Genomic DNA, 14135 nt, shown 5'->3' on the forward strand with positions numbered 1-14135 from the left:
GTCTATATGGGGATTCAGGATGATATCAAGCTGTGGGATCAGGTTCAGGTACGGGTGCTTGATGTCCGTCTTATATCATTAACAACGAACGAAAGTTATCGAAATTATGTATTACCAACCAGTTCATTTGTGTATGTAAATGGCAAGGGTCAAATTTGGTTGGATGAAGAGGTGTGGTCTACAGGCAGATTTCTATTGGTGCATGGAGGCAAAGGAAGGCGTCTGACGCTTGAAGCAACCGGAGTTATAGAGGTATATCTGATTTTCTACAAATCAACGCTGCCCTCCAACGTTCTTCTGGACTACCGGATGATGCTGTTACAGAGCAATCCCTTTGAACGTTCCTGGGGACTAGAGCCGGACACTGCGCTCCAGTTGCATGAACTTGTTCGGAGTATACATATTTGCTGGACCGGACAGGACCAACTTGGTCAAATCCAAGTGAAAGGGTACTTCTTTCAACTAATACAACTTGTATTGAACCAGCAGATTCGAGTGGCATATGAAGGTCAACAACTTTCTTTAACGGATCAGGTTTTGCGTTACATAACAACTCATTTTCGTGAATCGATCTCGCTTGATTCTCTTGCTCAGTCTTTGAATTACAGCCCGCAATATTTGTCTCGAAAATTCAAGGAACAGACCGGCGTTACACCGACCGAATATTTGATCCGGTTGAGAATTGGAGAGGCCAGGTCTCTGCTGTCCGCTACGGAGGCTTCACTACAAGAAATTGCAACCTATGTGGGTTATCCGGACCCTTTTTATTTCAATCGGATTTTTAAGAAAGAGATGGGAATCACTCCAGGACAATATCGGTTTAAGCAGCGGGAAAATACGAATGGAGTTTCAAAAAGTACAGTAAATGCAACAAATGAATCCATTGTAACAGGAGGAACAGAACGTTATCCTTTAATTGATGATGATTATCATTATCAATACAATGGAGATGAGGAAATCAACATGTTTAACCAGTTAAGATCAGCCATCATGTCACTTGTGCTTGTGTTTACATTAAGTGCTTGTGGGACAACCGGGCAAGAGGCAGGAACACCAGATACTGCGGCTGAACCCGAACAACCGACAACGATGGAAACGAAAACCGTAAATACAACATTTGGAGAGGTGGAGGTTCCTGTACATCCAGAGCGAGTCGCTGCCATTGACTATTTGGGAACAGTTCTTGCTCTTGGTGTCAAACCCATCGCTGGAGGACAATTTCTCATGAATAGCCCTTATCTGGAAGGGCATTTGGATGGATTAGAAACGATCGGTGACTCCATTGAACAGCTCATGGAACTGGAACCAGATCTTATTATTACCTTGAATCCAGACAAAGCGGCTTTTGAAAAATACAGCAAGATTGCACCAACTGTCTCTATTGCATCCATTACTTTCCCAACACTGAAGGAAGAGGTTACTTATTTTGGCGATGTACTTGGCAAAGAGGCTGAGGCGAAGCAATGGCTTGCAGAATTCGATCAAGAGATTGCTAAAATAAAGCAGGAAGTGCAGGACGTCGTTCCAGCTAATACTACATTTTCCGTGATGCAGGAATATGATCGCCAAGTATTTGTTTTTGGCAATCAATCGGGCCGAGGAGGGCGCAACATCTACGAGTTGCTTGGCTTGCAAGCACCCGCAGTTGTACCTGCAGATTTAATGCAAGGCGCCTATCATGAATTTTCAATTGAGCTGCTCTCCAAATACGCGGGCGATTACATCATTCTGACGAGTGAATCAAATCTTGAAGATTTACAGGCAGACCCTGTATGGGGGTCATTGCCTGCTGTCAAAAATGAAAGAGTGTACATATGGACTGAAGAGCAGTCCTGGTTCCGTGACCCAATTGCTCTCCTGAAACAGACACAGGATTTGGCTGAATGGATTATTAAAATGAATAAAGAAACACAATGAGGACAGGCTGTTTCTGCCAATTCTTTAAGGCCCGGATGCACTTGATGTGCATACCCGGGCCTTTTCATGGTTCATTTTCTTTTAAGCTGCAGAGATGTTATATATTATTGAATCTCCAAGATTTCGATATCATACGGCCCCATTTCCAATCGAGGTCCTTTCATAGTTCTATCCAATGCACTGGTGTAAGATGCTTGCAACGGAATGGAGACAGTTTCAGGACTTAAATTCAGGATGAAACGAAACGTTCCATTCGGTCCTGAGCGGGTTGTCACCTGGACACCGTCTGGTAGGGATTGCATCTCGGACAGGCCACATTGTTTAGCGATGTTTCGCAATAACTGGTTCAGATAAGCTTCATCCGGCTGGGTCGCCACATAATAGACAGCACCTGTACCCCAGTTGTTTTGGGTGACAGCTGCACTTTCGGCATAAAATTGATCCGCATAAACTGCAATGGGCCGTGCCGTGTCCAGTTCCAACACATCAGCCCATTGTGAGGCAGCATATGTATTGCCCTTCTCATCCCGAATCTGAATTTGGTCACCACCGATGGGATCATATTCGGTAACCCGTACGCCCGAGCAAGCAGATAACATACCTGGAAGTGGCGCCATGACACAGACGTTGTTATCGTTTTTGACACCGGTGCGATGCGTTAAGACCAATATGCCACCATCCGCTGCAAAAGCTTGCAGACGTTCTGCGGTGTTCTCGTCCAGCAGATACAAATGCGGTGCGATGATGATTTTGTAGCCATCGAGCGCTTCCGAGGAATGGATAACATCTGTACTGATTCCCCATTTGGTCAGGGCACGATGCCATACTTTTATATTTTCGTAGTAATCCAGTCCTTCCGCCTGTGGCTGAATTCGTAGAGCGTTTAGCTGATCATGCGAATGCAGGATGGCGACTTCGTTCTGCAATGTAGAGCCTTGCAGGCGTTCACTCAGGAGGTTCACTTCGGTACACAGTTGCTGAAACTCCTTGAACCGTCGCCCTGGAACATTGCTGTGATCAATTAGTCCATGCCAGAACTGTTCTGCTCCTATAGTGGCACTGCGCCAGCGGAAATGCACGACCGCATCCGCTCCACGGGCAATAGTCTGCCATGAGTAAGCACGCAAGAAGCCGGGCTGGGGTGTGCGCCACATCGGAAACCAGCATCCCGGAGGTCCGCTAAGCTGCTCCATAATCCAGAAATTGCGGCGTTTGATGCCACGTGTCAGATCTAACGACAAAGCGCCACTGTAAGGTGCGGTGTCCGTTTTGTTCGGTGAAGGGTTGGGATAGTAATCAAAAGAAGCGAAATCCAGATCCTGACCGATTTTATATTGATCTGCCTTTTGCGGATAGCTATGAAAATTATGAGTGACAAAATGATCGGGACAGTTATGCCGAATGATCTCGATTTGGATGCTTTGAAAAGCCACAATGGAATCCGACTGAAAACGGGAGTAGTCCAGCAGGAACGAAGGATTCTGAAACAGAGAGCCGCCATATGGTGGCGTCACCTGTTTCCAATCGCTGTATTCTCCACTCCAGACAACAGTACCCCAAGCCTGGTTGAGTTGCCCTAGTGAAATGTAACGGGCACGAACCCACTCGCGAAAAGCCTCTGAACAAGCAGTACACTGACAATCCGTGAAACTGAACTCATTATCAGTCTGCCAGCCAATAACAGCCGGATGTCCTGCATATCGCTCGCTCAGCTTCTGGACAATTCGTGCACTGTACGTCCGCATGCTCGGACTGTTATAACAGCGGTGGCCGCGGACTCCTTCGTGGTACAACTGTCCACTTGCCAAGACCGGCAGAATATCAGGACATTTTTCGGTGAGCCAGCGCGGTGGTGTCATCGTTGGTGTACCGATCACTACCTGAAGCCCATTGCGATGAAGGGTATCGAGCGCCTGATCAAGCCATGTCCAATCGAATTGTCCATCGGTAGGTTCCATTCGGCTCCAGGAAAATTCTCCCACACGTACAATACGTACACCACTATCGGCCATTAATCGGGCATCCTGCTCCCACAGATTAGAGTCCCAATGTTCAGGATAATAATCAACGCCTATTTGTATAGGTCGGTTTTGGTTCATGTATGTTACTCTCCTTTGGTCTAGAAAATAATGATTTTCATGCACGGTCAAACCCGTGCATAATGACTCCACTATCATCATCTTGTGGAAGAGTGTTGAGTCTATTTCATTTTATAATGGATAATGATAGGGGAATATAATAACATGTTGCGATAGGGTATCATGATCTTGCTATTTTTGGAGGAAGAAAACATGCGAAACCATTGGTTTATGCCGGAGCCCGGGCATGCAGGGTATGCATGTTATCCGGTAGCCTACGGAAGATATCTCGATCCAGAGCACAGGGAACATCGCCCGGACGGAATACGAGAGTATAATTTGCATCTGGTTTTCAACGGACAGGGTGAAGTGAGAGCCGAGCAGGGCAGCGTTCGATTAACGGCTGGACAAGGTTTTCTATATGCGCCGGGACAGGCGCAACATTATTATGCCGATCCATCTGATCCCTGGGACATCAGATGGATTCATCTGCAAGCCCACGATCTGGAGCGGCTGCTAGGCTTGCGGAATCCGGATAAAGTGTGGCTCTTTTCATTCTCTGGAGAGGACCGTTTCGAGGAGTTGCATGAACAATTATGCCAGCTCGGTGAAGGTTATGAGAGTGTGCATGAGCCGAAGTTGTCGGCGGTACTGTATGAGTTGCTAGTTGAACTGGCACGGAATTCGGAGTCCATCGAAGGGACGTCTTTACTGAACCATCAGGATACAATCCGCTCAACAGCCGATTATATTCGTCGTCACTGCACACAACCGCTAAGTCTTGCTGAAATGGCGGATACAGCGGGATACAGCGTGTATTATTTTAATCGCATGTTCAAGAGTATCATGGGTGTTCCACCCGGCAGGTATCTGCTGGACTGCCGCATTCTGACCGCAAAGAAAATGCTCGTAGACTCGGAACTATCTGTGAAACAAATTGCTTCTCAGTGTGGATTTACACACAGCAGTTATTTTATTCGCATGTTTCGGACGGATATCGGGATGACCCCGCAGCAGTTCAGGCTTCTCTATAGCTCAGGCAGTGGGAAATAGGAAGATTTCACACGATTACTAATGCTTTCTATACAAGCATGCATAATTTCCCTGCAATAACAAACAATACAATCAAATTCAAGCAGGGAAAGGAAGTGCCTGAGCATGTGTAACCGTTTTTCATTGGCAGCCGATTTGGATGAGGTCAGGGATCATTTTAAGATTCAACGGGTGATGTATTATTACAAAAACCGTTACAATATCAGCCCAACCCAGCATACACCGATTATTTTGCATCAGGATGGTGAGCGGGTATTGGACGAGTTCCGATGGGGATTCATTCCGTTCTGGGGACGCGATGCAGTTAACGCCAACCTTATGACGGTGCATGAGAATCCAGCCTACTACAAGCTGGTAGAGACGAAGCGTTGTGTTATCCCATGCAATGGTTTGTATTACTGGCGTCAGGAAGGCAAGAAAAGCTATGCGGTGCGAGTGGTTATGCCGGATCGCGGATTGTTTGGCATTGCGGGATTATACGAGGTATGGAAAGATACACGCAAACAGCCACTGCGCACCTGCACGATGCTGATGGCGGGGGCGAACATGGTTACAAGGGAGTTTGGCAGCAAAATGCCGGCGATTCTTTCGGAAGAAGAGATCAATACCTGGCTGGATCCGGCGAACACACGCGTGACACAGCTACTGCCGTTGTTGAAATCGTACAACAGTACAGAGATGAATCTGTATCCGGTCACTCCGATGGTAGCGAATGACGAGCATGATTGTTATGAATGTGTAGAAGAGATGGATCAGAAGCTGGCATACGTGCGCAGTTTCTAAGCTAAGCAAGCAGTTGTTTGAGGCGGAGAGTCGTGAGACACTCCGTCTTTTTGGGTTGAGAAATAAGAAACAAGTGTAATGGACAAAAGGCGGGAAGTGAATGGAGCAGCGAGCCTTTAAGCATGGAATGGATATGGATGGAAAATGAAAAGTTGCAATGTGAGTGAAACGTAACTATAATAATTACAGTAAGTACACGCATATATTCATATATCTATTAAAAAAGATATTTAATCAGGAGGGAACCACGAATGAATCCAAAGTATAGCCCATTGTTTGAACAAGTTTCACTGCCAAGTGGCATTACGCTGAAAAACCGGATCGTGCTCGCTCCCATGACTCATATGTCCTCGAATCCAGATGGTACTGTCTCAGACGCTGAACTGGCTTATTATGCACGTCGTACTGGCGGTGCTGGTATGTCTGTTACAGCGGTAACTCATGTAACTCAGAATGGAATTGGTTTTCCAGCTCAATTTGGTAGTTATGACGATAGCTTTATTCCCGGCCTGAAACGTCTGGCCGATACGATTAAGCAGCAAGGTTCCAAAGCCGTACTCCAAATTTTCCATGCAGGTCGTCTCACACCAGAACAAGCGGTGCCAGCGGGTCAAGTTGCTGCTCCAAGTGCTGTTGCCAGTGAGCGTCCGGGATCTCCTGTACCAAGAGAGTTGTCTGATGACGAAATTACGTCCATCATCAAGGACTTTGGCGAAGCAACCCGCCGTGCCATTGAAGCTGGATTTGATGGTGTTGAGATTCATGGTGCGAACGGTTATCTGATCCAGCAGTTCTTCTCTCCGCATTCCAACCGACGTGAAGATCGTTGGGGTGGAAGTATCGAGAAACGTCTCACATTCCCACTGGCTGTGGTGGATGAAGTCCAGAAGGCTGTAGCTACACATACGAAATTGCCGTTTATCGTTGGATACCGTTTCTCACCAGAAGAGCCGGAAACACCGGGATTGACCATGGAAGAGACGTATGCATTGGTGGATGCGCTGAAAGATAAAAATCTGGATTACCTGCATGTATCCGTCAACGAGTTCTGGTCCAAGCCAAGACGAGGAGAGGCAGATACTCGCTCCAGAATTGAATTTATCCTTGACCGTGTTGGTGGTAAAGTGCCTGTGATTGGCGTAGGAGCCATCCATACTGCAGATGAGGCAGCCGAAGCTCTTCAAAGTGGTGTGGCATTGCTTGCGATCGGTCGTGAGCTGATTATCGAACCTGACTGGGTTGAGAAAATCGAAAGCGGACGTGAGGAAGATATCGAGACGATTCTCACCAAATCGGATCAGGAACGTCTGGTTATCCCTGACGGTCTGTGGAATGCAATTATTCACACCCCGGGCTGGTTCCCTATGGCTGACGAAAAATAAGACACAATTTCATTCGAAAATGGAGGGAGCGTAAGCTCCCTCTTTTTTGCACCCACTGCGCCCTTGATGAAATTCTCCTTCCGGGGTCACTGTGGTATGATGGGATGAACAGGATTCATCTTGGATAATCAACGGTTTGGAGTGAATGAAGATGCTCGTGGCTGAACGTTATGAGAAAATTGTGGAATGGGTAGATGCGCAGGGAAGTATGCGCGTAACCGAGCTTAGTGAGCGCTGCGGTGTGACGGAAGAGACGATCCGTCGTGATCTGGACAAGCTGGAGCAGGCGGGAAGGCTCAGACGTTCCCATGGCGGAGCTGTCAGCGTAAAATATAAAGAAGAGGGACAGTCGGAAATCCCTTATCCGGAGCGGGCTGTAACTCATGCAGAGGAGAAACGCAGAATTGCGGACGAAGCCGTGAAAATGGTAGAGCCTGGTGACCGGATAGCGCTGGATGCCAGTACAACGGCGTGGTATATGGCGGCAGGACTGCCAAACATACCACTCACCGTGTTGACCAACTCCATTAAGGTCGCAGCGGAGCTGAGTAACAAGGAACAGATCCGTGTAATCGCGACAGGCGGGCAGCTTGCTTCGAAGTCCCTATCGTTTGTAGGGCCGCTAGCTGAACGGTCGCTTGATGCTTATCATGTGGATAAAGTTTTCTTATCCTGCAAAGGAGTACATTTGACCAAGGGCATCAGTGAGTCGAATGAATTGCAGGCGCTGGTGAAGCAGAAGATGATCAGCATAGCTGATGAAGTTATATTGCTGGCGGATTCGAGCAAGTTTGGCGTGCAGGCTTTTACAAGAGTGGCGGAACTCAGCAGTGTGGCAAAAGTAATCACTGATCTAGGCTTTGCTGAAGAACAGGTTAGTGCACTGAATGAACAATCTATAGCATGTGTCCGTGTCTAATTAGAAAGGAATGAATATAATGAAACATCCTTTTCATCTGAAAGCTACTTGGAATGGTGGACGCAACAGTGAAGGGCATATTGATGCAGGTGGGTTAAAAACAGTTATTTCGATTCCACAGGAGATGGGTGGCCCGGGCACCGGTACCAATCCGGATGAAATGCTGCTGGGTGCAGCGTCTACCTGTTATTTGATTACGCTGGCAGCAATGCTGGAGCGATCGGATATTACACCGGATGAGCTGACGCTGGAGTCCGAAGCGACGGTGGATGTTACAAATAATATATTTACGTATGAACGGATCATACACAGACCTCGCATTGTGCTCAAAGCCGATGCATCTGATGCTGATGTAACGAAGGCAGAGCGCCTGGCACATAAAGCAGAAGAGTCCTGCATGATCTCCAGAGCGGTAGCAGGTAACGTCGCCATCGAGACACAGCCAGTGATTATAACAGCAGGCGTTAACGCGGTGTGATATACTGAAGAATAGGCGGCTTAAGCCGTCATTTGTGTAAGATAAGGGGAAGTTCGGTATGAACCTACAGAAAAGCAAAAACTCACGTTTTGCGCGTTTAACACGTGCTTTAAAGCTTAATTTTCTCAAATTGTTACGTGCTCCCGGCGGGGCACATAAAGTATCTACCGGATTTGCTTTGGGTTTTGGTCTAGAACTGATTGTTATTTCCACAGCATCACTGGTATATCTCGTGTTCTATCCGATTGTACGTTTGTCCGGTGGTTCGCTGCCAGCGGCTATTGTCGGCAACGTGGTGGGTAAGCTAACGTTCCTGCCCATCATATTAATGCCGCTTGCCAAGCAAATTGGTTCCTGGATATTGCCGTCGCACAGCATGGGGCAGGGGCTTGTTCATGAAAGTGCCTTTATGGAGCTGTTTCGTGGCAACTGGTCCGCGCTAAGTGAACTATTGCTGGGTGGTTTGGATATTCTGGCAGGCATGTCCGTCTTTGGAGTCATACTGGGTGTGATTTCTTACTTTGTCGTCAAGTTCTTCTATGTCAGAGCACTCAACCGCCGCTTTGAACGCCGGTTGGAGAAACGCAAACAGGCAGCGATGTCTCCAACTTCGGCTTCCGTGTTGATCAGGAAGACATCACAATCATAATCGGAAGAATGACCATGGAGGCAGCGGTTGTCCATAGAATACAGCGGGACACAAACTGCGGAGATGCATTGAATTGCTCGGCCAAAATGACTGCGTTCACTGCGGTTGGCATGGACGCCAAGATCAGCAGCACACTGAATAACGTTCCTTCTATCTGAAGTGCGGTTAGGATCAGATACGAAAGTACTGGTGCTGCGGCAAGTCTTACTACAAGTCCAGTCCAGAACGCTTTGCGAACGTTAGGTTTCCAAGGTTCGACCGAACCACGTGGTCTGAGCATCTGTGCACCGAGAATGGCCAGTACGACAGGAGAGTAACCGGCTGCGAGCATGGTGATGCCTCCATCCAGTGCCACTGGTAAGCTCAGATTGGATGCACGCAGGATGATGGCTATCGCAGCAGCATAGATGGAAGGCATACGGAAGACGGACAGAATCGCATTTTTGACCGTGAATTCGGATCTGGCGGCAAAAAAGATACCTACTGTGTTTACAATGATCATCTGTCCGATGACATATACCGAAGCCTTATCCAATCCAAGCTGTCCAAAGGCAAGCAACACAAGCGGGAGCCCATAATTCACGCAGTTAGTAAACGTGGAGACAAGGGTAAGTCCCGCTTTTTCGCTTGCCCCAAGATGGAATACTCGGCTCAGCAGTTCAGCCAGTGCCCACAGGGCGATCAGATTGATGATGGAGAACCAGAATGCGCCGGTTACGTCTGTCCATGTAATATCAGCATGCAGCAGTGTATCAAAGATAAGCGCAGGGCTCAAAATATAGAGGGAAAAGGTCGACAGCGGCCGAGTATCCCAATTTTTGAACCGTTTTAACAATATGCCTCCGATCACGGGAAGTGATATGGGCAGAAATACATGATATAACGTGAGCAGAAATGAATTAAACAACCGAATTCAGTCCTTTCTGGATGAAAAACCTATTTTATCATAGCAGAAGTTGACCTTTGTCGGAATGGATATTGGTATTGCCTTACGTCATGAGAGATGTGGATGCCGCTTCTTTGATGGGATGCGCAGGGGCGGTGGATTGCTATTTTGATATGGCAGATTTATTATAGAAGAGGTGCAACCAGATTACATACACATAGAGGAGGAAACTGTAATGAGTGAATCAAAACGCTTGCTCGTATTGGTCGGCTCTTATGCCGAAGCGGAAAATGAGGGCATTTACGCATATGAATTGAATGAGGATACAGGTAACCTCTCCAAGCTTGATGGCATCTCCGGCGTGAAAAATCCAACGTTTGTAAACGTGGATGCTGAAGGTAACAAACTGTATGCGATCGGTGAGACGGCGTCTGCCGAAGGCAATAAAATGTCTGAAGCTGTAGCTCTGAGCATTGATCCTTCTACAGGAAAATTATCATTGGTGAATCGTCATGATTCCATTTCGGCTCCCCCATGTCATATCCAACGTGATCCTTCCGGACGTTACTTGATCCTTTCCAGCTACCATGGGGGTCTGGTAGGACTGCAAGCCTTGACGGATAACGGTGAAGTCGGAGCGCTTCTGGATGAGAAGAAACATGAAGGCAAAGGTGCGCATCCTGAGCGTCAGGACAAGCCACACGTCCATTCTGCATTCTTCAGCCCGGATGGCAAATACATGATGGTACAAGATCTGGGTGCGGACAAAATCGCAATCTACTCCATTGATGCAGACAAGAATGAACTCGTACTGCACAGTGAAACCAAAACACATCCGGGTGCAGGACCTCGTCACCTTGCATTCCATCCGAACGGTCAATTCGCCTATGTTATTAACGAAGTAGATTCTTCCATTACGACTTTCCGTTATGATGCAGCAGCGGGTACTTTGACAGAGGTGTCCACCGTGTCCACATTGCCTGACGGCTATGACGGCAGTGAGAACACAACAGCTGAAATCGCCGTATCAAACGATGGTCGTTTCGTATACGGTTCGAACCGTGGGCATGATAGCATCGTGGTATTTGCAGTAGACGCTGAGACAGGACATTTGAAACTGGTTGAGCATGTATCTGCAGAGGGTGAACACCCACGTCACTTTGCTTTGACTCCGAATGGCAAACTGCTGATTGCAGCTAACCGCGATACCAACAATATCGTTTCCTTTACAGTGGATCAGGAGAGCGGGCGTCTGAAATACACAGGTCACAGCACAGGTGTATCCAAGCCGGTATGCGTGAAACCTGTTTACCTGTAAACCCAGGATTTGAATGATTAACCGAGAGGTTTAAATAAGTTTTCAGGATCCATATGTATATTCTTGTTAACCTGAATCTTTGGAAAGACCCTGTCCTTGTGGCGGGGTCTTTTTTGATGAGAAGAGCACAGGAATTCGCGGATGATCTCATATGTGGATTGTGGACGATAACTTATTTTCAAGATTTCGGTTCATATAACAACATGATTTATTCAATAGTATCGTGCAGGTAACTACCTGACTTGAAAGTGCGTACTTCCTGATCGGATAGTCAGGCTCTACAATGAATGAGTAGCCATGACAAACATTGCATGCATCTGAACTGGCTGTACGGTGCAGGCTAAATATTTTAACATCCTTTACAGGATATACTCATACTCGAACAACAAAGGAGAAATGAATCGTGAAATTGCAATTGGCACTCGACTTGGTAAACATCCCTGAAGGTATTGCACTTGTTAAAGAAGTTGAACAATATATTGATATCGTTGAGATTGGTACGCCAATCGTTATTAATGAAGGTTTGCACGCGGTAAAAGCGATGAAAGAAGCATTCCCTAATCTGCAAGTTCTTGCAGACCTTAAAATTATGGACGCTGGTGGTTATGAAATCATGAAAGCAGCTGAAGCTGGTGCGGATCTGATCACTGTGCTTGGGGCAACCAATGATAGTACGATCAAAGGTGCAGTAGCAGAAGCGAAGAAACAAAACAAACAAGTTCTTGTGGACATGATCAACGTGCCTAACCTTGAACAGCGTGCTCGTGAAGTTGATTCGCTTGGCGTAGATTACATCTGTGTACACACAGGTTATGACCTGCAAGCTGAAGGACAAAGCCCGTTCGAAGATCTGCAAACGATCAAACAAGCCGTAAAAAATGCAAAAACAGCTGTAGCTGGTGGCATCAAGCTGGAAACATTGCCTGAAGTGATCAAAGCACAACCGGATCTGGTGATTGTAGGTGGCGGTATTACGGGCCAAGCAGATAAAGCCAAAGTAGCAGCTGAGATGCAGCGTCTGGTTCAACAAGGGTAAGACAGATGAGAACAAGGCAATACGCAGTGGACATCTTGAAGGAACTGGAACGTACGCTAAGCCAGATCGACGACTCGGAGATGCAGGCCATGGCGGAACACATTCTGGCTGCCGAACAGGTTTTTGTGGCAGGCGCAGGCCGATCCGGTCTGATGGGAAAGGCTTTTGCCATGAGATTGATGCAGATGGGTCTTCGGGTATATGTAGTTGGGGAGACCGTTACACCAGGAATCTCTCCGAAAGACTTCCTCTTGTTATGCTCAGGCTCAGGGGAGACAGGCAGTCTGGCAGCAATGGCTCAGAAGGCCAATAAAGCAGGTGCTCCTGTGGGGCTGATCACAATTAAACCAGAATCCACCATTGGACAGCTGTCAGATACCATGGTTCGTCTTCCAGCCTCTGCCAAAGAGGATACGGCAAACGCCGGAGCCGAAGTGACCATTCAGCCGATGGGCTCCCTGTTTGAACAGGGTCTGCTGCTGAGCATGGATGCACTGGTGCTCACCATGATGGAAATGAAGAGTATGACTGGAGCAGACATGTTTGGGCGTCATGCCAACCTGGAATAGACCATATGTCATAAACTTGATGAAGTAGAATATATAAGTTGAACTAAACATTTACACAACAACGTAGAGGGCAGAAATAAGCTGGAGAAGCGGAGCTAAAAGCTTTCTGAAAGAAAGCTACATCGGAAGCATACGCTTCGCCTTTATGACCAGATTTTCACTTTGATAAAAAGAGGATGAAAAAATCTGGGCATAACAGCGTTCGGAAGATTGTTCTGTCATCGGAGTCGCTAGTGTAAATATTCATTAGTTCAACTTATAGATGGAAGACCGGAATTCCCTTAAACAAGTGGGAGTTCCGGTCTTTTCTGCTATCGTTGTCTGTAGTCTAATTCGGAGTTTACTTAACATCAGGGTCGTGCTGTAGTAGAATGTATACAAGCTGTATCGAACCAATGAATCCGTTATATGATACAAGGGAGCGGCAAGTTCTCCTGTTGCGGAGTGTTCTTGTGATATGCGAAATGCATTTTAGCGATATAAGATTAAGTGGAAGAAAAGGGGGCTCGGAGCCATGGCAGCCGAAGTCAAGGAACGCATCAACTTGAAAGAGATCAACTGTGAGAAAGAATTGACCCTTGCTGTTATTGGCGGCAAATGGAAACTGATTATTTTATGGCATCTGGGTCTTGAAGGCACCAAACGTTTCAGTGAATTGAAGCGATTGATTCCTCATATTACCCAAAAGATGCTGACCAACCAGTTGCGAGAACTGGAGGAAGACAAGCTAATTGAGCGCAAGGTGTATGCAGAAGTACCTCCTCGTGTGGAATATACGTTGACGGATCACGGACAGAGTCTGATGCCCGTGCTGCATGCGATGTATAACTGGGGTAAAAACTATGGTGAAAATGTAATTTGGAAATCAGAATAAATTTAAGTTAAAACAAACCGCCGGGTAATGGATACTTCCATCACCCGGCGGTTTTTCTTTTCCCCTAATTCACTAACAGTTTAACAAAAGTTTTCTTGACGTAGAAGGCAGAAATAGCCTGAAGAAGCGAAGCGTTCGCCTAAAAGCTTTCTGAAAGAAAGCTACATCGGAAGCATATGCTTATCCCCGGATT

At 46.9% G+C, this 14135-nt stretch carries 13 protein-coding genes; 11 read left to right on the forward strand and 2 right to left on the reverse strand.

Features of this window, described 5'->3' with window-relative positions; translation table 11 throughout:
• Positions 1–6: 6 nt before the first annotated feature.
• Positions 7–1917 carry an AraC family transcriptional regulator gene (locus G3352_RS23245; RefSeq protein WP_163760464.1) on the forward strand — a complete coding sequence of 637 codons (1911 nt, stop codon included), beginning with the start codon at positions 7–9 and terminating at the stop codon, positions 1915–1917.
• Between the two features lie 104 nt (positions 1918–2021).
• On the opposite strand, the gene G3352_RS23250 is transcribed toward G3352_RS23245, so the two are convergent.
• A complete protein-coding gene (locus G3352_RS23250) occupies positions 2022–4016 on the reverse strand; it encodes a beta-galactosidase (RefSeq protein WP_163760466.1) in 1995 nt (664 codons plus the stop codon).
• Between the two features lie 192 nt (positions 4017–4208).
• On the opposite strand from G3352_RS23250, the gene G3352_RS23255 reads away from it, so the two are divergent.
• From G3352_RS23255 to G3352_RS23280, 6 genes are all read left to right on the forward strand, one after another.
• Positions 4209–5048: a helix-turn-helix transcriptional regulator gene (locus tag G3352_RS23255; protein ID WP_163760469.1), complete on the forward strand. Its 840-nt coding sequence runs from the start codon at positions 4209–4211 to the stop codon at positions 5046–5048.
• A 105-nt stretch (positions 5049–5153) separates the two neighbouring features.
• Complete coding sequence (locus G3352_RS23260; protein WP_063563320.1) at positions 5154–5831, forward strand: SOS response-associated peptidase; 678 nt, start codon at positions 5154–5156, stop codon at positions 5829–5831.
• Positions 5832–6082: 251 nt separating this feature from the next.
• Complete coding sequence (locus G3352_RS23265; protein WP_163760471.1) at positions 6083–7213, forward strand: NADH-dependent flavin oxidoreductase; 1131 nt, start codon at positions 6083–6085, stop codon at positions 7211–7213.
• Between the two features lie 151 nt (positions 7214–7364).
• Positions 7365–8132, forward strand: coding sequence for a DeoR/GlpR family DNA-binding transcription regulator (locus tag G3352_RS23270; RefSeq protein ID WP_163760491.1), 768 nt, complete (start codon positions 7365–7367; stop codon positions 8130–8132).
• A gap of 19 nt (positions 8133–8151) precedes the next feature.
• Positions 8152–8610, forward strand: coding sequence for an OsmC family protein (locus G3352_RS23275; RefSeq protein ID WP_163760473.1), 459 nt, complete (start codon positions 8152–8154; stop codon positions 8608–8610).
• Positions 8611–8668: 58 nt separating this feature from the next.
• Positions 8669–9259: a DUF2062 domain-containing protein gene (locus G3352_RS23280; protein WP_163760475.1), complete on the forward strand. Its 591-nt coding sequence runs from the start codon at positions 8669–8671 to the stop codon at positions 9257–9259.
• On the opposite strand, the gene G3352_RS23285 is transcribed toward G3352_RS23280, so the two are convergent.
• Complete coding sequence (locus tag G3352_RS23285) at positions 9237–10166, reverse strand: AEC family transporter (protein ID WP_163760478.1); 930 nt, start codon at positions 10164–10166, stop codon at positions 9237–9239. The two genes, G3352_RS23280 and G3352_RS23285, sit on opposite strands and share 23 nt — an antisense overlap.
• 214 nt (positions 10167–10380) lie before the next feature.
• Between G3352_RS23285 and G3352_RS23290 the strand changes: the two genes are divergently transcribed.
• The 4 genes from G3352_RS23290 to G3352_RS23305 all read left to right on the forward strand — a co-directional run bounded on the left by G3352_RS23290 (position 10381) and on the right by G3352_RS23305 (position 13942).
• Positions 10381–11463 carry a lactonase family protein gene (locus G3352_RS23290; RefSeq protein WP_163760480.1) on the forward strand — a complete coding sequence of 361 codons (1083 nt, stop codon included), beginning with the start codon at positions 10381–10383 and terminating at the stop codon, positions 11461–11463.
• A 403-nt stretch (positions 11464–11866) separates the two neighbouring features.
• Positions 11867–12499: a 3-hexulose-6-phosphate synthase gene (hxlA, locus tag G3352_RS23295; protein ID WP_063563327.1), complete on the forward strand. Its 633-nt coding sequence runs from the start codon at positions 11867–11869 to the stop codon at positions 12497–12499.
• A gap of 5 nt (positions 12500–12504) precedes the next feature.
• The gene (hxlB, locus tag G3352_RS23300) at positions 12505–13068 is read left to right on the forward strand and encodes a 6-phospho-3-hexuloisomerase (protein WP_163760482.1); all 564 of its coding nucleotides are present in this window, start codon (positions 12505–12507) and stop codon (positions 13066–13068) included.
• Between the two features lie 514 nt (positions 13069–13582).
• Positions 13583–13942, forward strand: coding sequence for a winged helix-turn-helix transcriptional regulator (locus G3352_RS23305; RefSeq protein WP_076289676.1), 360 nt, complete (start codon positions 13583–13585; stop codon positions 13940–13942).
• Positions 13943–14135 lie beyond the last annotated feature (193 nt).

Origin of the sequence: Paenibacillus sp. ALJ109b, from assembly GCF_010747435.1 — a bacterium.
GTDB classification, from domain to species: domain Bacteria; phylum Bacillota; class Bacilli; order Paenibacillales; family Paenibacillaceae; genus Paenibacillus; species Paenibacillus taichungensis.

Bases quoted from the DNA above. Each gene is read 5' to 3' on its own strand.
- G3352_RS23245 (WP_163760464.1), top strand. From the start codon at position 7: ATGGGGATTCAGGATGATATCAAGCTGTGGGATCAGGTTCAGGTACGG.
- G3352_RS23250 (WP_163760466.1), bottom strand. From the start codon at position 4,016: ATGAACCAAAACCGACCTATACAAATAGGCGTTGATTATTATCCTGAA.
- G3352_RS23255 (WP_163760469.1), top strand. From the start codon at position 4,209: ATGCGAAACCATTGGTTTATGCCGGAGCCCGGGCATGCAGGGTATGCA.
- G3352_RS23260 (WP_063563320.1), top strand. From the start codon at position 5,154: ATGTGTAACCGTTTTTCATTGGCAGCCGATTTGGATGAGGTCAGGGAT.
- G3352_RS23265 (WP_163760471.1), top strand. From the start codon at position 6,083: ATGAATCCAAAGTATAGCCCATTGTTTGAACAAGTTTCACTGCCAAGT.
- G3352_RS23270 (WP_163760491.1), top strand. From the start codon at position 7,365: ATGCTCGTGGCTGAACGTTATGAGAAAATTGTGGAATGGGTAGATGCG.
- G3352_RS23275 (WP_163760473.1), top strand. From the start codon at position 8,152: ATGAAACATCCTTTTCATCTGAAAGCTACTTGGAATGGTGGACGCAAC.
- G3352_RS23280 (WP_163760475.1), top strand. From the start codon at position 8,669: ATGAACCTACAGAAAAGCAAAAACTCACGTTTTGCGCGTTTAACACGT.
- G3352_RS23290 (WP_163760480.1), top strand. From the start codon at position 10,381: ATGAGTGAATCAAAACGCTTGCTCGTATTGGTCGGCTCTTATGCCGAA.
- hxlB (WP_163760482.1), top strand. From the start codon at position 12,505: ATGAGAACAAGGCAATACGCAGTGGACATCTTGAAGGAACTGGAACGT.
- G3352_RS23305 (WP_076289676.1), top strand. From the start codon at position 13,583: ATGGCAGCCGAAGTCAAGGAACGCATCAACTTGAAAGAGATCAACTGT.